At 66.5% G+C, this 20,442-nt stretch carries 20 protein-coding genes and 1 pseudogene; 11 read left to right on the top strand and 10 right to left on the bottom strand.

Annotated elements, in window-relative coordinates; translation table 11 throughout:
- Nucleotides 1–106: 106 nt before the first annotated feature.
- Nucleotides 107–508, top strand: a pseudogene (locus AC1DWC_RS14725) (IS110 family transposase); the annotation flags it as partial.
- Nucleotides 509–642: 134 nt separating this feature from the next.
- Here the strand turns inward: AC1DWC_RS14725 and AC1DWC_RS14720 are convergent.
- The 3 genes from AC1DWC_RS14720 to AC1DWC_RS14710 form a co-directional block, all read right to left on the bottom strand.
- Nucleotides 643–1,161: a YdcF family protein gene (locus AC1DWC_RS14720; protein ID WP_477909129.1), complete on the bottom strand. Its 519-nt coding sequence runs from the start codon at nt 1,159–1,161 to the stop codon at nt 643–645.
- Nucleotides 1,162–1,251: 90 nt separating this feature from the next.
- Nucleotides 1,252–2,217 carry a TIGR03621 family F420-dependent LLM class oxidoreductase gene (locus tag AC1DWC_RS14715; RefSeq protein WP_477909127.1) on the bottom strand — a complete coding sequence of 322 codons (966 nt, stop codon included), beginning with the start codon at nt 2,215–2,217 and terminating at the stop codon, nt 1,252–1,254.
- Entirely contained in the window at nt 2,210–3,103 is an 894-nt protein-coding gene (locus AC1DWC_RS14710) for a phytanoyl-CoA dioxygenase family protein (protein WP_477909125.1), read from the bottom strand. The genes AC1DWC_RS14715 and AC1DWC_RS14710 overlap by 8 nt, the downstream gene beginning before the upstream one ends.
- Before the next feature lie 293 nt (nt 3,104–3,396).
- On the opposite strand from AC1DWC_RS14710, the gene AC1DWC_RS14705 reads away from it, so the two are divergent.
- Together AC1DWC_RS14705 and gmd are read left to right on the top strand one after the other, a co-directional pair.
- A complete protein-coding gene (locus tag AC1DWC_RS14705; protein ID WP_477909123.1) occupies nt 3,397–4,662 on the top strand; it encodes a glycosyltransferase family 4 protein in 1,266 nt (421 codons plus the stop codon).
- Nucleotides 4,659–5,696 carry a GDP-mannose 4,6-dehydratase gene (gene gmd / locus AC1DWC_RS14700; RefSeq protein WP_477909121.1) on the top strand — a complete coding sequence of 346 codons (1,038 nt, stop codon included), beginning with the start codon at nt 4,659–4,661 and terminating at the stop codon, nt 5,694–5,696. Before AC1DWC_RS14705 ends, gmd begins: the two co-directional genes overlap by 4 nt.
- A gap of 10 nt (nt 5,697–5,706) precedes the next feature.
- Here the strand turns inward: gmd and AC1DWC_RS14695 are convergent, their stop codons facing one another.
- Nucleotides 5,707–6,663, bottom strand: coding sequence for a GDP-L-fucose synthase family protein (locus tag AC1DWC_RS14695; protein ID WP_477909119.1), 957 nt, complete (start codon nt 6,661–6,663; stop codon nt 5,707–5,709).
- 47 nt (nt 6,664–6,710) lie between these two features.
- Here AC1DWC_RS14695 and AC1DWC_RS14690 point away from each other — a divergent pair, with 47 nt between their 5' ends.
- Nucleotides 6,711–7,322 carry an LbetaH domain-containing protein gene (locus AC1DWC_RS14690; protein WP_477909117.1) on the top strand — a complete coding sequence of 204 codons (612 nt, stop codon included), beginning with the start codon at nt 6,711–6,713 and terminating at the stop codon, nt 7,320–7,322.
- On the opposite strand, the gene AC1DWC_RS14685 is transcribed toward AC1DWC_RS14690, so the two are convergent.
- From AC1DWC_RS14685 to AC1DWC_RS14675, 3 genes are read right to left on the bottom strand one after another with little or no spacing between them, the layout of a single operon-like run.
- Complete coding sequence (locus tag AC1DWC_RS14685; RefSeq protein ID WP_477909115.1) at nt 7,319–8,662, bottom strand: lipopolysaccharide biosynthesis protein; 1,344 nt, start codon at nt 8,660–8,662, stop codon at nt 7,319–7,321. The two genes, AC1DWC_RS14690 and AC1DWC_RS14685, sit on opposite strands and share 4 nt — an antisense overlap.
- Nucleotides 8,659–9,612, bottom strand: a complete 954-nt coding sequence (locus tag AC1DWC_RS14680) for a glycosyltransferase family 2 protein (RefSeq protein ID WP_477909113.1) — start codon at nt 9,610–9,612, stop codon at nt 8,659–8,661. The genes AC1DWC_RS14685 and AC1DWC_RS14680 overlap by 4 nt, the downstream gene beginning before the upstream one ends.
- On the bottom strand, nt 9,609–10,880 hold the full coding sequence (locus AC1DWC_RS14675) for a hypothetical protein (protein ID WP_477909111.1): 1,272 nt from the start codon (nt 10,878–10,880) through the stop codon (nt 9,609–9,611). Before AC1DWC_RS14675 ends, AC1DWC_RS14680 begins: the two co-directional genes overlap by 4 nt.
- Nucleotides 10,881–11,095: 215 nt before the next feature.
- Between AC1DWC_RS14675 and AC1DWC_RS14670 the strand changes: the two genes are divergently transcribed.
- Genes AC1DWC_RS14670 through AC1DWC_RS14645 form a run of 6 tightly spaced genes read left to right on the top strand, consistent with a single transcriptional unit; the run spans nt 11,096 to nt 16,778 of the window.
- A complete protein-coding gene (locus AC1DWC_RS14670) occupies nt 11,096–11,554 on the top strand; it encodes an LbetaH domain-containing protein (RefSeq protein ID WP_477909109.1) in 459 nt (152 codons plus the stop codon).
- Between the two features lie 5 nt (nt 11,555–11,559).
- A complete protein-coding gene (locus AC1DWC_RS14665) occupies nt 11,560–12,675 on the top strand; it encodes a glycosyltransferase (protein WP_477909107.1) in 1,116 nt (371 codons plus the stop codon).
- Nucleotides 12,672–13,337, top strand: a complete 666-nt coding sequence (locus AC1DWC_RS14660; RefSeq protein ID WP_477909105.1) for an SGNH/GDSL hydrolase family protein — start codon at nt 12,672–12,674, stop codon at nt 13,335–13,337. Before AC1DWC_RS14665 ends, AC1DWC_RS14660 begins: the two co-directional genes overlap by 4 nt.
- Nucleotides 13,334–14,104 carry an SGNH/GDSL hydrolase family protein gene (locus AC1DWC_RS14655; RefSeq protein WP_477909103.1) on the top strand — a complete coding sequence of 257 codons (771 nt, stop codon included), beginning with the start codon at nt 13,334–13,336 and terminating at the stop codon, nt 14,102–14,104. Before AC1DWC_RS14660 ends, AC1DWC_RS14655 begins: the two co-directional genes overlap by 4 nt.
- Nucleotides 14,101–15,405, top strand: a complete 1,305-nt coding sequence (locus tag AC1DWC_RS14650) for a hypothetical protein (RefSeq protein ID WP_477909101.1) — start codon at nt 14,101–14,103, stop codon at nt 15,403–15,405. Before AC1DWC_RS14655 ends, AC1DWC_RS14650 begins: the two co-directional genes overlap by 4 nt.
- Nucleotides 15,402–16,778 (top strand): Wzz/FepE/Etk N-terminal domain-containing protein, encoded by a 1,377-nt coding sequence (locus AC1DWC_RS14645; RefSeq protein WP_477909099.1) that lies wholly within the window; start codon nt 15,402–15,404, stop codon nt 16,776–16,778. The genes AC1DWC_RS14650 and AC1DWC_RS14645 overlap by 4 nt, the downstream gene beginning before the upstream one ends.
- A 31-nt stretch (nt 16,779–16,809) precedes the next feature.
- On the opposite strand, the gene AC1DWC_RS14640 is transcribed toward AC1DWC_RS14645, so the two are convergent.
- Together AC1DWC_RS14640 and AC1DWC_RS14635 are read right to left on the bottom strand one after the other, a co-directional pair.
- A complete protein-coding gene (locus tag AC1DWC_RS14640) occupies nt 16,810–17,616 on the bottom strand; it encodes a WecB/TagA/CpsF family glycosyltransferase (RefSeq protein ID WP_477909097.1) in 807 nt (268 codons plus the stop codon).
- A gap of 26 nt (nt 17,617–17,642) precedes the next feature.
- A complete protein-coding gene (locus AC1DWC_RS14635) occupies nt 17,643–18,782 on the bottom strand; it encodes a class I SAM-dependent methyltransferase (protein ID WP_477909238.1) in 1,140 nt (379 codons plus the stop codon).
- A 59-nt stretch (nt 18,783–18,841) separates the two neighbouring features.
- On the opposite strand from AC1DWC_RS14635, the gene rfbC reads away from it, so the two are divergent.
- Entirely contained in the window at nt 18,842–19,384 is a 543-nt protein-coding gene (gene rfbC, locus AC1DWC_RS14630; RefSeq protein WP_477909095.1) for a dTDP-4-dehydrorhamnose 3,5-epimerase, read from the top strand.
- Nucleotides 19,385–19,403: 19 nt separating this feature from the next.
- Here rfbC and AC1DWC_RS14625 read toward each other — a convergent pair whose 3' ends face one another.
- Nucleotides 19,404–20,441, bottom strand: coding sequence for an NAD-dependent epimerase/dehydratase family protein (locus AC1DWC_RS14625; protein WP_477909093.1), 1,038 nt, complete (start codon nt 20,439–20,441; stop codon nt 19,404–19,406).
- Between the last annotated feature and the right edge of the window lies 1 nt (nt 20,442).

The following is a 20,442-nucleotide window of genomic DNA, read 5'->3' as shown; positions in this document are numbered from 1 at the left end:
CGACGGCAAGCAAACCTCGCGCTTTCACGCTGAATCGGCAGGGGGCCTGTGTCACTCACAATGAAAGGTGCCCTGAACTGCAAGAATATGACTTGCTGGGTTGGCGATGATCATCGTCGGAGACGACTGGGTGGAAGGCCGCCACGACATCGAGCTGATGTCAGAAGGTGGCGACACCCTTGCCCGGTTCCAGATACCAGAAAATGTCGAGGGCCTCGACGAACTGCTGGTGAACGTCGGCGAGCGCAGCACCGAGGGAGACGACGTCACCGTCGGCATCGAACGTCACAACCGACCCTGGGTCACCGCCCTGCGCGGCTGCGGATTCCTCGTACGCAATCAACCCGCTGCAGTCCGCACGATGCCGGGAGCCGTTCTCCCTCGCCGGAGCCAAGCGCGACACCGGCGACGCCATGTCCTGGCGGACATGGTCCGAACCGAACGCCGGCAACTGCGTCCGGTAGCCGAGGACTCTGTGGAAGTCGAGGGCCTGAAAATACTTGCCCGAACCCAAAAGGCCCTCATCTGGGAACGCAACGGGCACCTGAATCGGTTGCGGTACAACCTGATCCGGCACTCGATTGGGTTCACGCTCACCGAGACAATGGCGGAGAAGATTACGTTGATAGCGAAGCGCATCGTTCAGCAACCCTGTTGTGCAATGGCTTTGAGGAATCCTGCCGTCTGGTACGCATATCCGAAAGCCCATTCCGGAAGGGATAAGTCGGTCGGGCTTGCCACCATGGTGAGTTCACCGTCGAAGCAGTGCCCGACGATGTACCGCGCGCGTGAAATGTGCAGTGTGTACGTGACGACGATGACGCGATGCCACTGATGCTGCGCTGCAAGGCGGTGCAGTTCCTGCGCTTCGCCCCTTGTTGTCGGCGGATCAGGGACGAAACAGTCCAACTCGAAGTTGGTTTGTGGCGTCGCGCAAAGTTCGGTTAACCACTCGTCTTTCGCCCCGTAGGGGTTCGACAGGACCACGGTGGGTGCCCAGCCGGCTGCGCCGAGTTCGAGACCGAACGAATACCGGCGGGAATCGGCGCCGCCGAGGATCAATATCGCATCGGCGGGCTGCAGCGGATCGACCTGCGGTCGTACGTAGACCGGCACGCCGACGAACCCGGCTATGAGCAGCAGCAGGCAGACCGACGCCACCGCTCGCCTGACTCCAACTCCGCGTAGCGGACCAACAGCACTGAACCATCGAGCCATGAGAAGACCGGCGTTGCGCCTTGATCTCGCCATTCAAGGTCCTCCGACGGAGGTCAGTCGAGCGACCTCGTTGATGATCCGGGCAGCAGCATCGACATCGTGTCCGAGGTGCCAGTAGGTGATCCCGAATCTTTCGCGCCATTCGAGCAACTGCTGTGCGCATCGCGTCGCCGTGCCTATGAGTAACGCAGGCGAATCTCTCAACAGGTCAGCTTGAGCTTCGGCATGGTGCGCCCACGATGAACGCGGTGCAGACCTTGAGGGTGCATCGGTGACGTGAACGTGGTGGCAGCTGAATTGGAGTCGGGGAGGCGGTCGCCCCGCAGCAGAAGCAGCAGCCCGAACCATCGCGATCTTGGAGTCGATCCGGGCAGCGGTCAGGTCAGTGGTGGCGGCATCGTCGATCGTATTGTCGTTCATTCTTGCGTGTATTCCGACGATGTCCGCGGTCCGTCCGGCGAGATCGAGCATGCGAGGACTTCCGGCGCCGACCAGTATCGGCGGGTTCGGCCGCTGTACGCACGGCGGAAGTGCCTCCATCTGGTTGATCCGATAGTGATCGCCGACGAAATCGACCGAATCTCTCGTGAAGTATTGACGGATCACCTCGAGGGACTCGGTCAATCTCGCGACCCTGGTGCCCGCGCTCTCGAAGGTCACGCCGAGGGCGGTGTAGTCGTCGGCTTGCCAGCCGGGCCCGATCCCGAGTTCGACCCGCCCTCCCGAGAGCACGTCGATCGTCGCAATGTCTTTTGCAAGCAATGCGGGGTGATGAAGGTCGTTCACCAAAACTAGCGAGAGGATACGTAATCGTGAAGTGTTGGCTGCAGCAAATGCCATTGCGACGATCGGCGCGAGCTGCCATCCGTGGCTGACGTGATGGGAAACGGCGAGGGTGTCGAAGCCGAGTGACTCGAGCCGGCGTACTTCAGACACCCACATTGCGCCATCCGTCCGCATCCTCGGAATCGGCGCGATGAATTGGAGTGGATCAGACATCGGTCGGCGCCGCGCCCTCGTAGGTGAGCGCGACGTCCTCTGGGATTCGCTCGAAATCTCGGGCGCGCAGGAAGTCTCGGAGCGACGTGCCGGTGCACTCGGAGTCGATGTTCGGCGCTTCACGCCGTGCGATCACGTCGTCAACGTTCACGGTACGGAAATCGATACTGAACCTCGTCTGCCCCGAGGTGTTCGGCACGGTCGAGTGCAACTGATTGCCGGAGAACAACATGACGCCGCCCGCATCGGGCACGACGCGAACCTGCGGATCGAGCTGCAACGGTTCCTCGGGCTTCGGCTGATCACGGGTGTCGGTCTTGATGTGCTGCGCGGCAGTCTGCCGGCTGGTGCGGTTCCACTCGTAGTAGTTGTAGCGCCTCGATCCGTTCAGCACCGGGTTGCTCCAGTACTGCGGATGGAACGCCATCACGTTCTCCGGCACGACCGGAAAGATCGGTATCCACCAGTTCAGCTGGCTGAATGGTGCTGAGTACCAGGTGTCGCGGTGCGGGTGGAAGGCGTACGAGATGCCAGATGTCAGGTAGTTGTTGGATGTCGACGTGCGCATGCGGGGAAGGTCGAAGTACGTCCGGTCGAGGTCGCAGCAGAAGGATCTGAGTAGCGTCTTGACCCGGACTTTCGACTCGGGGTGGTGGATGAACTTCGGCTTCAGCTTGGCTAGCACCGCAGCGAAGTCCTCGACGGGCAGGTCGTGTTGTGCGGTTTGCGGATCCTTCGAGCCGAACGCCTCTGCGATGAGGCTGCGGGCATGCTCGACCAGTGCGAGCGATTCTGGGGACGCGGAATACACCAAGACCTGTCCGCGGTAGAGCCGCGCACGTCGCTCGTCATCAGTGATGTCGGGGTTCGCGAGGACTGTTGTCACTTCAGATCCTGCCTTTCATGCCGAGGAAGTTCCCGCAGCCGCGACCACGAGGCCGACCGGATCGTGCTCGGTCCGAACCTTGGTCGCAGGATCTTCCTTCTCGAAGGCGGTCTCGGCAGATGCGCCGCGTTCAACGGGTCGTGGCACCGATGCATACGCGCAGAGGCCTTCCCTACCTCGCGATCCGGCGGTGGGTTCTCTGCGACCCAGCGTACGGCCAACCAGAGGGCGATTGCACTAGATCCACCAATCGGCGCACGCTCCGCGGCCGAGGCCGATTAGGCTCGGTAACTGTGATCGGCGACCGGATCCGACTCGCTATTCTCGGGATCAACTATGTGCCCGAGTCGACCGGAATTGCGCCGTATACATTCGGCCTCGCGACCGGCCTCGCCGCTCGTGGACACGAGGTGGCGGTCCTGACGGGGTACCCGCATTACCCGCAGTGGATGCGTGCGACGGGCCATCTCGGATTTCGAACTGAGGAGGTCGCCGCTGGTGTCCGGGTGCGCCGGTTCAGGCACTATGTTCCTCAGCCGTACTCGGCCGGCGGTCGCGTCGCGATGGAACTGACTTTCGGCCTGCAGTTGCTCACGAGCGGATGGCATCGGCCTGAGGTCGTGGTGTGTGTGAGTCCACCGCTTCTTGCCGTCGCACTGGCTGTCGCCCGGACCCGGTTGACGCGACGACGTCCGGCAGTCGGATTGCTCGTTCATGACGTGTACAGCCGGGCGGTCGTCGAGACGGAAGCAATGTCGGGTGCCCCAGCACGTGCCGTCCGTACCCTCGAGTCGGTTACCGCGCGGGGCGCCGACAGCGTCGCGGTCATTCACAGCGGGTTCACGACTGACCTGGTTGACAGGCTGGGCGTCGATCGGAGTCGGATCCGTGTGATCCGCAACTGGACGCATATCGCACCGGCGGATCCTCGCGCGGGTGCAGCCTTCCGCGCCGCGCGCGGCTGGGGTGATGACGACATCGTGGTCCTGCACGCCGGGAACATGGGCGCAAAGCAGGGACTGGAGAACGTGATCGAGGCAGCCCGAATGGCCGGTGATCACCAACGTCGGGTCCGGTTCGTCCTGCTCGGAGACGGTAACCAGCGCGCCAAGCTCCAGAATCAGGCGGCCGGCGTCGCCGCACTCGAATTCCTGCCTCCGGTTCCCGAGCACGATTTTCCGGCAGCACTGGGAGCTGCGGATGTGCTGCTGGTCAACGAGCGGCCCGGGGTTGCGCAGATGGCGGTGCCCAGCAAGCTGACCTCCTATTTCATATCGGGCGTACCCGTTCTCGCCGCGACCGATGCCAGTGGGTTCACCGAGCTCGAGGTCGCCGCATCAGGCGCGGGGATCTGCGTGCCGGCTGGTCGGCCGGAGCTACTGCTCCGCGAGGCCGTGCGCCTGGGCACCGATCAGGCGGTAGCTCGGCGACTTGTCGACGCCGGCCGTCGCTACGTCGCATCCACCCTGTCCGAGGACACGGCGCTGGACCGGTACGAGGAATGGGTCCGGGATCTTGCGGGGGCACGGCGGGCCCGAATGGGGGAGGGGCACAGATGACCCGACGTGCGCTCATCACCGGAATCACCGGTCAGGACGGCTCCTACCTGGCGGAGTTACTGCTGAACAAGGGCTACGAGGTGCACGGAATCATTCGTCGTGCCTCGACCTTCAACACCGCCCGGATAGACCACCTGTACGTCGATCCGCACACGCCCGGCGCCCGGTTGTTCCTGCACTTCGGGGACCTGGTGGACGGCGCTCGGCTGATCACACTGCTGTCCCGGATCGCGCCCGACGAGGTGTACAACCTTGCGGCACAGTCACACGTTCGGGTCAGCTTCGACGAACCCGAGTACACGGCCGACACTGCGGGTCTGGGTACTGTCCGGCTGCTCGAGGCCGTCCGGCACCTTGACCTGAACTGCCGCTTCTACCAGGCATCCAGTTCGGAGATGTTCGGGTCGTCACCGCCACCGCAGAACGAAGACACCCCGTTTCATCCGCGGTCGCCATACGGCGTGTCGAAGCTGTTCTCGTACTGGACTGCTCGCAACTACCGGGAGGCCTACGGGCTCTTCACCGTCAACGGCATCCTGTTCAACCACGAGTCGCCGCGGCGCGGCGAAACCTTCGTCACGCGCAAGATCACCCGCGCGGTGGCCCGCATTCATGCCGGTCTCGACCGGCACCTGTACCTCGGGAACGTCGACGTGGTGCGGGACTGGGGCTACGCGCCCGAGTACGTCGAGGGCATGTGGCGGATGATGCACGCCGACGCCCCTGACGACTACGTGCTCGCGACCGGATTTGGCTGTTCGGTGCGTGAGTTCCTCGCATTGGCGTTTGCGCACGTCGGCCTCGACTGGGAGGAGTACGTTCGATTCGACGACCGCTACCTGCGCCCAACGGAGATCGACGCGGTGATCGGCAACTCGTCGAAGGCCCAGTCGGAGCTGGGCTGGAAGGCTCAGGTGCTGGCCCCGGATCTGGCAAAGATCATGGTGGCGGCCGATATCCGGGCACTCGAACTCGGCGGTACCCCCGGCATCGACCGGCCTGCGCTGCCGGGCTGGGGTGTCGAATCGCGGTGAACCGGAATCGTCAGGTCCGGTAGGCGCCCTGCTGCGCGAGGTACCACTGGTACGTCTCACGCACGCCTTGATTCAGCGGGATGGTCGCTATCCATCCGAGCCTGCTCAGCCGCTGCACGTCGAGTACCTTGCGCGGCGTGCCGTCCGGCTTGTCGGTGTCCCATCGAATCTCGCCGCGGTAGCCGACGACCTCGGCGACCAGGTGCGCCAACTCGGCGATCGTCAGGTCGGATCCGGTACCGACATTGATCGGCTGGTCCTCGTCGTAGTTGTCGAGCAGGAAGTGGCTGGCTCGGGCCAGGTCATCCACGTGCATGAACTCTCGCCGGGCCTTCCCCGTGCCCCAACAGGTAACTTGGTCAGTTCCTTCGAGTGTGGCCTCGTGAAAGCGGCGGATCAAGGCGGGGAGGACATGACTGTCGTGGGGGTGGAAGTTGTCACCCGGGCCGTACAGGCTGGTCGGCATCGCGGAGATGTACCGCAGCCCGTGCTGTCTGCGGATGGCCGCAACCTGCGCGATACCGGCGATCTTTGCGATCGCGTAGCCCTCGTTGGTCTCCTCGAGCGCGCCTGTCAGCAGTGCGTCCTCGCGAATCGGTTGATCGGCGAACTTGGGGTAGATACAACTCGAGCCGAGGAACAGGAACCGTCCGACGCCCGTGGCCACGGCACTGTCGAGAAGGTTGACCTGGATGCGGAGGTTGTCGGACAGGAACTCTGTCGGGCGGTCCCGATTGGCGGCGATCCCCCCCACCCGGGCCGCTGCCGCGATCACCACTTCCGGTCGCGTCTGGGCGAAGAACGCCTCGGTCGCGCGCCGATCACGTAGGTCCAACTCGCCGGAACTGCGCCCGATCAGATTCTGGAATCCGCACACTGCGAAGTGCCGCCACAACGCCGATCCGACGAGACCTCGGTGACCGGCGATGTAGAGGCGAGCATCTCTCGCTATCGGCTGAGGTGCCATGAGTACATTGTCCCGCGGACACCCGCTCACCACCCTAGAATTGGTCGATGACCTCCGGCGGTCGACGGGCAGTCCTGGTGCGTGCGGCCCGGGTATGGGCCGGCCCGTTGTGGTGGTCCGTCAAACGCTCGGGCGTGTCGGAGTCGGTCGCGGTGGACGTCGACTGGTGGCTCGAATGCATCGGCAGCAAGGCCCTGCTCGAGCTCGACCGCTACGCACGATTTGCGTACCTAGCCGGCGCATTGCCCGAGTTCCGCACCCTGGTCCACTACCGTCTCCGTCCGGCCCACCCGGTGCTGCGTTTCGTTCTCCGCACGCTGTACCGGCCGGAGCCGACGCTCACGCTCGACGCCGAGCGGATCGGTCCCGGACTGTTCATTCAGCACGGCGTGGGAACGATCGTCACCGCTGAGGTCATCGGGAGCCACGGTTGGATCAACCAGCAGGTGACCATCGGGCACGACGCGAGAGGTCGGCCCACGCTCGGCGACCACGTCAGAGTCGGGGCAGGGGCCGTGGTACTGGGTCCGATCACGTTGCACGACAATGCGACTGTAGGTGCCAACGCCACCGTGATTCATGACGTCGCGGCCGGCGTCACCGTCGTCGCCCCGCTCGCTCGGCCACTCACCGGCAAGCCAGGCGAGCAGCACCACTAGACGTCGAGTTGTCCCGCAGCAGGACGACGACGGACCAAGGTGGGCACCCACAGCAAGGCCGGAACCACCTGCACAGCAAACACGCCCAACGCCGCCGCACACGTCACACCGACCGCTCCGAACGGACCCGCCAGGGCGATACCGCAGCCAAGGCTGACCGCGGCCATGGCGGCTGTCCAGCACGTCTGCCACCGCGCCTCGGTCGGCCTGGTCAGCAGTACGCCCGCCGGAAAGTACATGGCCTGCGCCACGAGTAGTGCACCGAACGCCAGAGCGAGCGATACAGGCACCGTGATCTCCCCATCCGAGAGCACCGACGCGACCCACGGGCCGAGCGCTGCCAGACCGACCGCGGCGACCGCGGCGGACCCCCCGAGGACGCCGGTGAGACGCCACCAGATTCGGACCGTCGCCTCCGCAGCATCCCGCCTCTTCACGAAGACCGGCCAGTAGGCCATGCCCGCGGTGGAGAGAACCGACCAACCGACCGCGTACATCTGCGCGGTCAGCGCGTATGCGGACAACTGCGCAGGAGTGGAGAGGTGTGCGAGGAGGACCCTGCCCGTCTGCAGTCCCACCGGCAGCCCGACCCCGACGAGGAAGAGCCATAGGCTGCCCTTCAGCAGTCGGGCGCGGGCCGAGGAGGCACTCACCGGCGCGAAGGCCGACCATCCGAGGCCGGACAGGTGCAGTGCGAGCGCGGTACCAAGGAGGTGCCCGACGAGCACGCCGCCCAGCGCCGACAGCGCGTACCAGATCCCTCCGACGTCCATCGAGTGCAGCAGTACGGTCAGCACCAACGCGAATGCAGCGCAGCTCATCAATACGAGGGTGGCCAGCTGATTTCGGTCGATCCCGATGAGGATGCGCACGCCCAGCCCGGCGGGGATGGTGAGGGCGAAAACCACTGCGGCGACGGTGATTGCCCACCGGTCGTCGGGGCCGCTCGAGAATCCGATGAGCGATCCCCAGCCGTCGGTCGCCATCACGACGAACGCGGTGGTGGCGAGGGCGGCGGCCACCGAGAACAGCACCCGATAGGCACGCCGGATGACGTCGACTGCACGCGGGTCATGACTCGGTCCGTTGAGCAGGGCGCTGGCGCTCAGGACGACCGCCCCGATCCCGAGGTCGGCGAAGGGGAACAACAGGGTCACCGTGGCGACGAGGGACACCAGGCCGAACACGGCCTCCCCGGTTTCTCGCACAATGACGGCGGTGTTCACCAGGCCGAGGGCCGCCACCACCGGGGTACCGACGATGCGGTACAAGGTGCCGCGAACCAGCGCGCGCTTCTCCTCGGGCGCGAGCTGGCTGGCCGGCACGGGTTGCACGGTCACGGGCTTTGTGCCGTCGCCGGGCGCCGTTCCGCTGGCCGGACCGCCGCTCGCGCCCGCAACGTGAGGACCCGCGCCGTGTTCATGGCCGCGTAGCCGAGCGCCCAGGGGCCGGGCCGGCCGTGGCGCAGCGCCGCCGAGATCGAATGTCGCACACCCCTGACTGATCGAGCCGACACAGCGGCGCTGACCGGGCTGGTGCAGAGGTAGTCTCCCCGCACTCGCGGCGATTCGCGGCTCAGATATTGCAGGCCCCAGCCGATGTACGCATCGGTGCGGTCGATAGTGCTGCGCGAGAGCGACTCGCCCTCTACGTGGTAGGTGCTGAGCACGTCGGGGAGCTGGACGAAGCGCACGCCGGGCATGGCCGCCTGAACCCGGATCAACCAGCTCGGCTCGTCGTGCGGCGAGCCGGTGTCGGCGTCCCACCGCACCCTGCGCGCGACCTCGGTGGGGAAGCAGAGCGTCGATGTCTGTAGGACCGCGCCGCCGAACGTCAGGTCCGTGAAGCGGAAGAGGTACTCCGCCACCGACTGGCCGGGTTCGATGATCCGTCGTGGCCACGTCCGCCGCCGGTCACCGGGACCCTCGACATCCATCCGGCACGAGGCAATCCATTGGCCTCCGGCGCAGGCCGCGACCGCGTCGAGTTGCCGGCGCAGCTTGTCGGGGCGCCACTCGTCGTCGTCGTCCAGTAGCGCGATCACCCCGCCGGTCGCTGCGTTGATACCCAATTGTCGGCACCGCGCCGGGCCTGCACCCACGCCCGGCCTGAGCTGCACGATCCGCTCATCCGCCGGCAGCGACAGCGGGGCCTCGGTGTCCGCCACCACGAGAATTTCTGTGGGGCGGTACGTCTGATCGAGGACGGACCGCACGGCGCGGGCGAGTGATGCCCGCCCCACCGTTGGGATCACGACACTGACCCGCGGTGTCACGGCCGGCCGGGTCATGGTGGACCGGTGTCCCCGACGACGGGACGGACGAAGTGGGCCGCCGAGTAGAACAACGCGATGCATGCGTAGACAGGGAGCGTGTTGTACGTCCACGGCGAGTACACCAGGTCCCAGATGCCCTGCACGGCAATGGTCACCACCAGGGGAGCCCACACTCCGTACCGCTCGAGGTTCCACACCAGGCCGCAGCAGGCGACCAGCAGCCACAGCGGGAGCAGAGTGGCCAGTACGCCGCCCTCGACCCAGGACCCGAGCAGGATCGAGTGCATCGCCGAATAGTCGCGGGGCGGCAGGCGCCAGTAGAGCTCGAAGGGGAAGGTGGGCTCGAAGCCCATCCGGACGGCGAGATGTTCCGCCGCGGTGTACAGATCCGGCGTCAGCTTCTGTGCGCTACCCCAACCGAGCAGGGGACGCTCGAGGATGGCGGTGACCGACATCGGTGGCTCGGTTCGACCGGCTAGCAGCAGTGGCAGATGGGTCGCCTGCTGCTCGAGGGTCTTGTGTTGCAATGCCGGTCCGAACACTCCCGCGCGGGCGACGATCGGCATTGCGTAGGCAAAGGCGATGCCGAATACCGCGATCCCGGCAAACTGCCAACCGCGCCTGATCCGGGATCCCACGATCTGCCGGGTCAGCACGATCGCGGCCGAGGCGAGGCAGATCGCCGCATGTGAACGGAAGTTGAGGCCGAGGCTGGCCAGCCCGAGCAGCATGAGGGTTGCAGGGAAGGCGAACCTTGGTGTGCGCGCCTTCCTCGCCATTCCGTACAGGATGAGGATCGTCACGGACTGCGCGATGCCGTACTTCCATAGGTCCAGGAAGCTCCCGGTCCGCGTCAGCTCGATCCCGCGGATCAGAAAGAAGACCACGCTACCCGCGGCAACCCCTGCGAGGGCCGTGGCGATCGACGCCACCGCCCGGCCGGTGATGACCGTCAGTCCGACGAGATACAGAGAAAATGCCGCTGGCGCAATGGCATTCGGCCACAGCATGCTGACCCCGTTGACCAGGCCGGACACAATGTAGGAGATCCACCCCAGTGCGGCGAGCACCAGCGGTACCAGCTCGACCCCGCGATGCTTCATCAGCAGAAATCCGGGCACCAGCAGTAGGCACACCACCGACAATCCGGTGACTGTGAAATTGGCGATCGGTACGAAAGATGTGGCGCCGGCGGCGAATACGGCGACCTGTGCCAGCACGGCCCGCCGCGCGCGCTGTAATTCCGCGAACGTCCGGGCCGGTGCGAATCCGATACCGGCCATGAGTCATCCCCTTCACGGCTATGCCGGGGCGTGACTCAAACACTAGTGGCTCCCGACACACTGCGGGCGTAATCTCATAGCCGTTGTCTGCTGAACCAGTCGGTCACCGACCGGGGGAGGTACGCATGGCCAGCACGCGATCGACTCGGTCGTTGGCTGCTCGGCGCGGCCGTTCCTACGACAAGGGTCGTGGATTTCTCGCACAGTGCCTTTGGGTGGCGACATCCACCCTGCTGTTCACGCAGGTGTGGTGTCCCAACCGACTGCGGTGCGCCGCCCTGCGCTGGTTCGGCGCCGAGGTCGGTGAGGGTGTCCTGATCAAGCACCGGGTGAATGTCCAATGGCCGTGGAAGCTGTCGATCGGCAACGACTCCTGGATCGGGACCGGGGCCGACCTCTACAACATCGATCGCATAGTCATCGGCTCCGACGTGTGCATCTCCCAGTACGCCTACCTGTGCACGGGTAGCCATGACCGCAGGTCGCCGACCTTCGAGTTCGACAATGCGCCCATCGTCATCGAGGACGGCGCGTGGCTGTGCGCCAGGTCGATGGTCCTGCGTGGCGTCACCGTCGGCGCGAACTCGGTGGTCGGCGCGATGTCGGTGGTGTCGTCCGATATTCCGCCCGGGTGCTCCGTTCGGCCCCCCCAACCGAGTGTCGCGCCGGGCTGAGTGTCGTGCGAATCCTGCAGGTGGTGACGCTGATCAGCCCAGACGGGGCGTACGGCGGGCCCGCCCGCGTCGCTCTCAACCAGAGTGCGGAGCTGATTCGCCGTGGACACGAGACGATCATCGCGGCAGGCACTCGCGGGTATCCGGTCGTGCCGACCATGCTCGGCGAGGTCCCGGTTCGGTTGTTCCGCGCCCGCACTCTCGTCCCCGGCGCCGGGTTCGCGGGCGTCGGTGCGCCCGGGCTCGGACGCTGGTTCCGCAGGCACCGCGCCGGGTTTGACGTGGTCCACATCCACCTCGGCCGCGACCTGGTGGTGCTGCCGCTGGCGGTGGCAGCGCGGCGTTACGGGGTCCCTTACGCACTGCAGACTCACGGCATGGTCGCGCCGTCCGGACATCCGCTCGCCGGCCCGTTGGACGGGGTGTGGACACACAAAGTGCTCCGCGGCGCCGGAACCGTGTTCTACCTGACTCCGACAGAGCGTGAACAACTCGTCGCCGTCGGGGGAGGGTCGCTGCGACTGATGGAGCTCGGCAACGGGGTGCCGCACTCGACCCCGGACGCCGTCGACTCCGGCACGCCGGAGGTGCTCTTCGCCGCCCGCATGCATCCGCGTAAGCGCCCGGCGGCGTTTGTCGAGATGGCGCGACTCCTGCTGGACAGCGGTGTCGATGCGCGATTCACACTGGTCGGGCCCGACGAGGGTGAGGGGACAGCACTGCGCAGGTCGATCGGGGCTGACCCGCGGATCGTCTGGGAGGGTGCGCTCGACTCGGCAGCAGTCCCACGTCGGATGGCCGCGGCCAGTGTGTACGTCCTTCCGTCTGTCCGCGAGCCGTATCCGATGTCGGTGCTCGAGGCGATGTCCGTCGGGGTTCCCGTGGTCGTCTCGAACGACTGCGGGCTGGCACCAACCGTCAGCCGGACCGGCAGCGGAATCGTCACCGATCCCACGGCCCCCGCGCTGGCAGCCGCGGTTGGGACCCTGCTCGGGGACCGCTCCTGGGCCGTGGAGATGGGGCGGCGAGGCCGATCGACGGTGCACCGCGAGTTCGGCATGGATGCCATCGCCGACCGGCTGTTGGCCACCTACACCGACCTGGTCGAGGGTTCGTCGTGACTCGCCGGCGCCGCGCCCTCCCGATCGTGTCGGCCGCTGCGGCAGTGATCCTGGTCGCAGCCCTGGCGGCGGCCTCGGCGATCGCGCGAAGGAGCAACGAGGAGGCAGCACCTCCGCGTTCGCTGCGGATCGCCGTCGTCGGAGACGACTACACCGCCGGACGTCAGAATCGGGTGGTGTGGCCAACCCTGCTGGCCCAGCGCACCGGGTGGTCCGTGTCGAACTTCGCGCTTCCCGGCGCCGGCTACCTGGCGGACGGCGTGGGCGGATACGCGTTCACCTATCAGGTGGACCGGGCCCGAGGCGCCGACCCCGATTTCATCTTGGTGGTCGGCGGCCTGAAGGACACCGGATTCCCCGAGGCGGCTCCGATCAACGCGGGTGCCACCGCCGCAATTCACAAGATCGTTCTCGGCGGTGAGAGACCCCTTGTGATCGGACCGACGTGGTACGAGACCCCGGTGCCGGAGGCGGTGAGCCGGGTGTCCGACGCGGTCCAGTCCGCCGCGAAGTCGACCGGCGTCCCCTACCTCGATGCCCTCGATCCCCCGTGGCTGACGCCTCGTCTGATGCAGGCAGACCTCGCGTACCCCACGGACGAGGGACAGTCCCTGCTCGCGGACAGAGTCGCGGCGTGGGTCCGTACGGAGGTGGTCCGATGACGCGGCGACGGCGACTGGACGCGGCCCTGATCGCGCTCGCCACGGCGGTGCTGACCGGCTTGGCTGTGGTCGTCGTGTCCCTCGACGCCGCGCCGCCGGTGGCGGCGCCGGCAACCGGACAGATCGAGCGACAGCATGCCGATCCCGGGGCACCGCCGGCCGTCCTGTTCATCGGCGACTCGTACACGGGTGGAAGCGGACCACTGGCGGAAATGTCCTATGCCTGCCTGGCGGCGGTCCGGATGCGGTGGCACTGCGACCTCTCGGCCGTGCCGGGGACCGGATACATCAGCGGCGGTCCGCCCAATCGCTTTGTCGTCAACGAGTACGTCGGGGACTCGACCTCCTTCTCCGAACGCATCCCCAAGCTGGCGGACCAGTACCAGCCCGACATCGTCGTCCTCGACGGTGGCCGGAACGACCTCTTCGCGCCCGGCGAGGACGTCTTCAAGGCAATGGCCTTCACGATCGGAGAGGCCCGTAGGGCCTGGCCCGCCGCGAAGGTGGTGTTCCTCAGACCCAGGTACCTCGCCACCCCTCGTGACGACCTGGGATTCGACGACGACTTCATGGCCCGCCTCGAATCCGACCCGGCGGCCGATGGTGTCCTCTTCCTCGACCCCATCGCGGACGCGCCGTTTGCCGGCGGCGACACCGCCGACCTGCTCGCCTCGGACGGGAAACACCCCAATCCCCGCGGCGACGGAGAGCTCGGCGCGGCCCTGGTGGCATCGCTCGTCTCTCATGGCATGGTCCCCTCGCCATGAGCACCGCGCTGCACGCTTACGTGCGGGTACTCCGCGAGCGATGGCGCTGGCTGGCGTGGGGGATGCTCCTGGGTGTCGGGGCCGCTGTGGTCGCCCTGCTGCTGGCGCCGCCGCTCTTCCGATCGACGGCGACCGTCTTCATCCGAACACCCGGGGACGTCAGCCGTGCGGTCGACGGCGGTGACACGTACGCCCAGCACCGTGCCGGTAACTACGTCGAGCTGGCCCGCAGCACCGACCTGGCCACGAGTGTCGTGCGAGATCTCGGCATCGATCTGGCACCCGAAACTCTCGCCGAGCGGACGACGGCGACCAACCGGCCGGGCACCGTGCTGATCGATGTCGCCGTCGATGCCCCGACCGCCGGAGAGGCCCAGCGGACCCTCACCGTGTTCCTGCCCGAGTATGCGGCGGCAGTGCACGCGCTCGAAACCGTGACGGGTTCAGTGGTGCCCCGCGCGGAACTCGTCGTCGTCAACCAACCGAGTCTGCCCACCCGGGTCAGCTTCTGGGGAGCGCCGCCACTGGCGGTGTTGCTCGGGGCGGGCCTGGTCGGGATGCTCCTCGGGGCGACCGGCGCGGTGCTGCGTTCGATCTTCGACCGCTCGGTCCGTGATCCGCGCGACGCCGCCCGCATCACCGGCAGGCCGGTGCTCGGCACGATCGGCGATGTGCACGCCGGGACGGCCACCGAGAACGCCCGTCTCATTCGGCGTCGCCTGCTCTCGGTGATGGGCGATCCCGACCGAGGCGTCATCGCGGTCGCCGAGCCCGCAGCCAGGTCGGCGACCGCCGCGGCAGCTGTCGTGCTGGCCGACGCGCTGCGTGTCCAGGGCGACTCTGTGATCCTGGTCGATCTCGATCAGGCCTCCTGGGAGTTGACGAAACTCTGTGGTGTTCAAGGGCTTCCGGGCGTCATGGACGTCCTTCTCGGCCATGCTGTTGCGCTGGAGGCAGTGCAGGACTCGGGGAACGGACCACTGCTGGGGGCCGGCAGCGCAACCGACTTTCCGAGGGACCCGATCGACCCGAACGCGGTACTCGCCATCGTGGTGGAGCTCCGCAAGCACTACGACTGGGTGGTGCTCACCTGCCCGTCGGCCGTGACGGCAGACGCGATCGTCGGCGCGGCGGGCACGATTGTTCTGGTTGTTCGGCACGGTGTGACCACGGAGGACGAATTGCTCGACACGTCAGCGTCCCTGCCGGCGGCGACGACGGTGGCCGTGATTGTCGACCAGGCGCCCGAGCCGAGTGCCGTCAAGGCGTTTCGGTCCGGGGAAAGGACGAGTGCAAGATGAATGTGAGAACCTTCCTCGCCGCGGTCCGGCTGCACTGGAAGTTGTTTCTGACTGTCCTGCTCGCGTGCGTCGTCGTCGGTGTGGGCGGCGCGCTGCTCGCACCGGGGAAGTACGCCTCGACCACCCAACTGCTGGTGTCGATCCAGGGGTCCGCGACGGCCACCGCGTACGAGAACGATCAGGTGGTGTGGGGACGCGTCAATTCCTACGTCGAACTGCTGACCACTGAGGCCGTGAACCAGCGTGTCGTCGACAAATTGGGGCTGTCGCAGTCGGCGCGGGAACTTGCTGACAATGTCAGTGCCACGATCGTGCCGCCGAGGACCACGGTCATCGACCTCGCCGTGGCAGACACGTCACCGGACCAGGCGCGACTGCTTGCCGACACGCTTGCCGCCGAGTTCATCGCGTACACCGGCGCACTCGAGACACCCACCGGTGTGGACGGCCAGAAGGTGCACACCACCGTCGTAACCTCGGCGAGCACGCCGCACAGGAGACTTCCCGGACCGTTGACATTTGGCGCCATCGGCGCGCTCGTGGGCTTGGTACTGGGGGCGGTAGCGGTGTGGATCCGAGACCGCACGGATCCGATCGTCAGGACCGCGGACCGCGCCGCGGCGGCCTCGGGCCTGCCGGTGATCGGAGTCGTCGCGTCGACGCCCGCGGCCGACGGGTCGGACCTCGAGGGGTACCGCCGCCTGAGCATGCGACTGCGCCCGCCTGTATCCAGTTCCGACCAGGCCGGCGAGTCGGCGCAGGTGTGGGTAGTCACTTGTGCCGACGGGGAAACAGATACCGCCGTGTTCTCATTGAACCTCGGGCGCACCCTCGCAGCCGGTGGCGACCTCGTGATCGTCGTCCAGACCAACCTGGCGAATCTGGGGATCGCCGCCGAGCCCGGCCCCGGGCTGTTTGACGTGTTGGCCGGATCGGCAACGGCGGCGAATACGATTCGACGTGGCGTCGACGGACTCCCGGACGTGATGCCCGCCGGAGACGGAGGGGAAAGTCGCGATGATCTGCTGGCGGCCACCGCGATGCGGCGGCTGGTCGCCAGGTTGCTGACCGCCTACGCCCACATCGTCATCGACTCCACACCCGTGACGTCGACCAGTCCAGCGACGGTACTGAGTGAACTCGCTGACAGTGTTCTCCTCGTTGTCGTACCTGGATCAACTCGGCGGCGTGACCTCACCTTTGCCGCCGAGGAACTGCGAACGGTGGGAGCGCCGCTCGCTGGGATCGTGCTGTGCGGCGGGTCGGACATGCCTCGACAGGTTGGTGGACCCGGTATGCCACGAATTCGCAGGTCGAGTTCTGTTCACGCCGATGAGGTCAGCCCAAGCGACCAGCCCAGCTCGATAGGTTGACGAGGCGCGTCGGAACCCGCACCAGTGCGCGTCACCACGATTGTCGTCCTCCCTCCGTGACGGGGGTCGCCGAGACGGCACGGGCCCGAAACTCGAGACGAAACAGCTCGGGCGGTGCCTCGACCAGATAGCGGTGTGCAAGTCGCCGAGGCTCTCGACCGAGTCGCCAAGCCCACTCGAGTCCGCTGTTCGTCGCCCATTGCGGGGCCCGAGGGATCCGTTCCGACAGGAAGTCCACCACCGCACCGAACGCCAGCAGCGCCCGTGCGCCTGTGGCGGCACCGAACTGGGCAATCCAGTTCTCCTGAAGTGGCTTTCCCATCGCGACCACTAGAATCTGCACCTCGGCCGCGCGGATCTGCGCGGCGATTCGCGCGGATGAAACGGCATCGGTCAACTCGGACCGATCGGGCGCCCAGGTTCCAACGATCTGGAGTGCGGGCCGCCGCACGGCCATTACCGTGCGCAATCGCTCGTGCGTCTCAGCGGATCCGCCGAGGAAGCCGATGCGGACACCGTCGGCCTCCGCACGCGTGAGAATTGGGTATATGAGGTCGCTGCCGGACAGCTTCGGCCACTCGCGGCCGGTCAGTGACTTCGCCCTGTGTACCAGCGGGACACCATCGAGGAGGGTGAGCCACCTCAGTTCCGAAGTCGCTCCCGCCGAGGGCACGGCCGGTGGCCGGCCCGCCCACGAGGCGTCACGGCCGAAGTGGTGAATGTGGTCCAGGTTCGCGGACGCGACGGCCAATGGTCCGGCGGTCGTGAGTACATCGAAGATCAACGAGATCGCGGACTTGCGATCGATCAGGTCGACGGGGACCTGGTCGACGAACATTCGGGGCCAGGGCGGCGGATTTACACTCATTGTGGTTGCCCCTGCCCGATGTGCGTATTCGTCGATACCCGCCGCGCCTCGCCGCCGGATCGGTCGACGATCCACCGGCCACGCAGAGCAGGGAACAGGTGCTGTACCTCAGGAAGCAGGTCGGGAACGGTGAGCAACACCCAGTCCGGATCGGCCGCGAGGAGCTGGTCGGGGGAGATGATGGGCACGTCGGTGCCTGGCATGCGCCGGCCTTGTTTGGCGGGGGAGGCGTCGGCGACCGCAGAAATGAGTCGGCGGTCGATCCCAGCGCGAGTGAACAGTGCGACGGCTCGGGATGCTGCGCCGTATGCATAGACCCGCCGATCGAGGTCGGCCATCGACTTGAGCCACTCGCGAAGTTCCCGTGTGTTGTCGTCAGCGGCCGGCTGCAGCGTACCCACGACGGCCGGATCGTCCATGCCGAGAGCACGTTCGGCCGCGAGGACGTCTCGGACGATGTCGGATTGCGGGCACGATTCGTGCTGCGCGGCGACGAGAACGGTTCCCCCGTAGAGGTCGAATGCCCAGGCGGCGCATGGGAACATGCCGACAGCGGCGAGCAGTCGACGCAGGGCTGTCAGTGAGTAGTATGCGAAGTGGCCGTGCCGCAAGGCATTCCATTGAACATGTTCGACGATCGCGCGCAGGGAGTGGAACTGGACCAGCAGGATTCCGTCTGCTGCCGTGGTTTCGGCTCGACGCCGGAATGCGGCCCGCTGATCTGGCTCGTGCATGACGCCGAAGCAGTCCAACACCACCGAAGCCGGGTGTCCCGGCTGCGGTCCCCGGAATCCGCGGTCCGTCAGCAACGGCAGCCAACTGCCGCCGTGCGGGCTGCCGAATTCGAGAACGGTGTCACCTGTCAGCCAACCAGCGTCGTCGACTGTTCGAACGGCCTCGGCGGCTTGGTCCTTCAGTGCCTGCGGCTCGACGCCGCGGGGTTCGTCGGTGGTTGTGTCGTCCTCGGCGAGTTGGGCGAGTCCGCAGTCATGGCACAGTTCCATCGCCAACGGGTGGGACGCCTCGTCCGGAGACACCGGGGTCGAAGAGAGCGGGAAATGATCCGCGGCCGGTACTCGACCGAGGTCGAGTACCCGGTCGGTGGCGGTGGATCCGCACCCTCGGCATTGCATCACGTTCCTCCGATGTCGCCGGATCGGTGGAATCGAGGGCGGAGGGGGAGCAGGATGGGCGTATGCACGTCGAAAAGGCCGACCTTGCAGATGTTCTGGTGTTCCGCCCCGAGCCATTCCGGGACGACAGGGGACTGTTCACCCGCACGTTCGATGCGCGGATAGGCGAGCAGGCAGGGGTCGAGACTGCGGCCTTCATTCAGGATTCGCAATCTCGCTCGGTGCTCGGCGTTATCCGTGGAATGCATGGACGTTCGGGGCGAGGTGAGGCCAAGTTGGTGCGCTGCGCGCACGGGGCGGTGCACGACGTGCTGGTGGATATCCGACGAGAGTCGCCGACCTTCGGCGCGCAGCAGGCCTTCGTGCTCGACGACGTCGAGTTCCGGCACCTGTACGTCCCGCCGGGGTTCCTTCACGGTTTCCAGGCACTGACCCCGACCGCGGACGTCTGCTATCGGATCGACCGGCCGCACGACCCCGCCGAGGACGTTGCCGTTGCCTACGACGACCCCGATCTCGGCATCGACTGGCCGTTGCCGGTCACTCTTGTCAGCGGGAGGGACGCCCGTGCCGGTCGTTGGTCGGACCTTCTCGAGACACTCTGACAATGACACGTCGCTGACCTCAGCCATGACGAGAGCCGACGGTCTGGAATCGGAGTGATTGGTCGACAAGCCCTGATGTCCTGAGGTTTTCGAGGTGGGCAAGTCGGACGAATCGCCGGGTGAAGTCCGCTTCGGTCAAGCCTGCGGCCAGGTACTCCCGACAGAGTTCGGCGGCACCGTCCGGGATGCTCCACGCCGCCTCGAAGCCCAGCGCGCGGCGGATGGCCGAGAAGTCCACCCGGTACGAACGCAGGTCGGGTCCGCTCTCCCCGGTGATCAGCAGCCTCGACCCCGGCACCACGTCGACCACGGCCGCGGCGATCTGCGCGACGGTGAGGTTGTTTGCCTCCGTGCCGACGTTGAATGCCGAGCAGTGCACAGCGTCGATCGGCGCGACCAGGGCTCGGGCAAACGCCGACGCGATGTCGCGCGCGTGCACCAGCGGCCGCCAGGGCGTTCCGTCGGAGAGCACCCGAACCTCGCCTGTGAGTACGGCATGCCCGACGAGATTGTTCAGCACGATGTCCGCACGCAGTCGCGGTGAGAAGCCGAAAGCGGTTGCGTTACGCAGGAACACGGGGGAGAAACCGGAGTCGGCGAAGGTCGCGACGTCGTCCTCGACTCGGACCTTGCTCTCCGCGTACGGCGTCAACGGGCGCAGCGGCGCGCTCTCGGTGACGAGGTCCTCGCCCCCCGCGCCGTACACGGAACAGGTGGACGCGTACAGGAAGCGCCGGACGCCGGCATGTTTGGCGAGCCGCGCAAGGCGAACGGACGCATGGTGGTTGATGTCGTAGGTGATTCGGGGCGCGAGGGCCCCGAGCGGATCGTTCGACAGCGCCGCCAGGTGGATCACCGCGTCGAACCCCGACAGGTGGCTCTCGCTGACATCACGGATGTCGACCTCGATGCCCGGGGGGTCGACGGGTGCCGACCCGAGAATGCAGTCGGCGAACAGCCCGGAGTCGAGTCCGACCACGTCGTGGCCGGCCGTGCGCAGAACCGGCACCATGACAGTGCCGAGATAGCCCTGGTGACCGGTGACGAGAACCCTCATG

The sequence above is a fragment of the Rhodococcus sp. P4_C10 genome (genome assembly GCF_056402135.1).
Note: the sequence above shows the minus strand (reverse complement) of the source record. Positions and strands in the feature narration are given on the sequence as shown.

What these genes read in the sequence shown, in the direction of transcription:
- AC1DWC_RS14690 (WP_477909117.1), top strand. Translation starts at nt 6,711, where the DNA reads ATGACCTCCGGCGGTCGACGGGCAGTCCTGGTGCGTGCGGCCCGGGTA.
- AC1DWC_RS14680 (WP_477909113.1), bottom strand. Translation starts at nt 9,612, where the DNA reads ATGACCCGGCCGGCCGTGACACCGCGGGTCAGTGTCGTGATCCCAACG.
- AC1DWC_RS14650 (WP_477909101.1), top strand. Translation starts at nt 14,101, where the DNA reads ATGAGCACCGCGCTGCACGCTTACGTGCGGGTACTCCGCGAGCGATGG.
- AC1DWC_RS14715 (WP_477909127.1), bottom strand. Translation starts at nt 2,217, where the DNA reads ATGTCTGATCCACTCCAATTCATCGCGCCGATTCCGAGGATGCGGACG.
- rfbC (WP_477909095.1), top strand. Translation starts at nt 18,842, where the DNA reads ATGCACGTCGAAAAGGCCGACCTTGCAGATGTTCTGGTGTTCCGCCCC.
- gmd (WP_477909121.1), top strand. Translation starts at nt 4,659, where the DNA reads ATGACCCGACGTGCGCTCATCACCGGAATCACCGGTCAGGACGGCTCC.
- AC1DWC_RS14625 (WP_477909093.1), bottom strand. Translation starts at nt 20,441, where the DNA reads ATGAGGGTTCTCGTCACCGGTCACCAGGGCTATCTCGGCACTGTCATG.
- AC1DWC_RS14645 (WP_477909099.1), top strand. Translation starts at nt 15,402, where the DNA reads ATGAATGTGAGAACCTTCCTCGCCGCGGTCCGGCTGCACTGGAAGTTG.
- AC1DWC_RS14675 (WP_477909111.1), bottom strand. Translation starts at nt 10,880, where the DNA reads ATGGCCGGTATCGGATTCGCACCGGCCCGGACGTTCGCGGAATTACAG.
- AC1DWC_RS14640 (WP_477909097.1), bottom strand. Translation starts at nt 17,616, where the DNA reads ATGTTCGTCGACCAGGTCCCCGTCGACCTGATCGATCGCAAGTCCGCG.
- AC1DWC_RS14655 (WP_477909103.1), top strand. Translation starts at nt 13,334, where the DNA reads ATGACGCGGCGACGGCGACTGGACGCGGCCCTGATCGCGCTCGCCACG.
- AC1DWC_RS14695 (WP_477909119.1), bottom strand. Translation starts at nt 6,663, where the DNA reads ATGGCACCTCAGCCGATAGCGAGAGATGCTCGCCTCTACATCGCCGGT.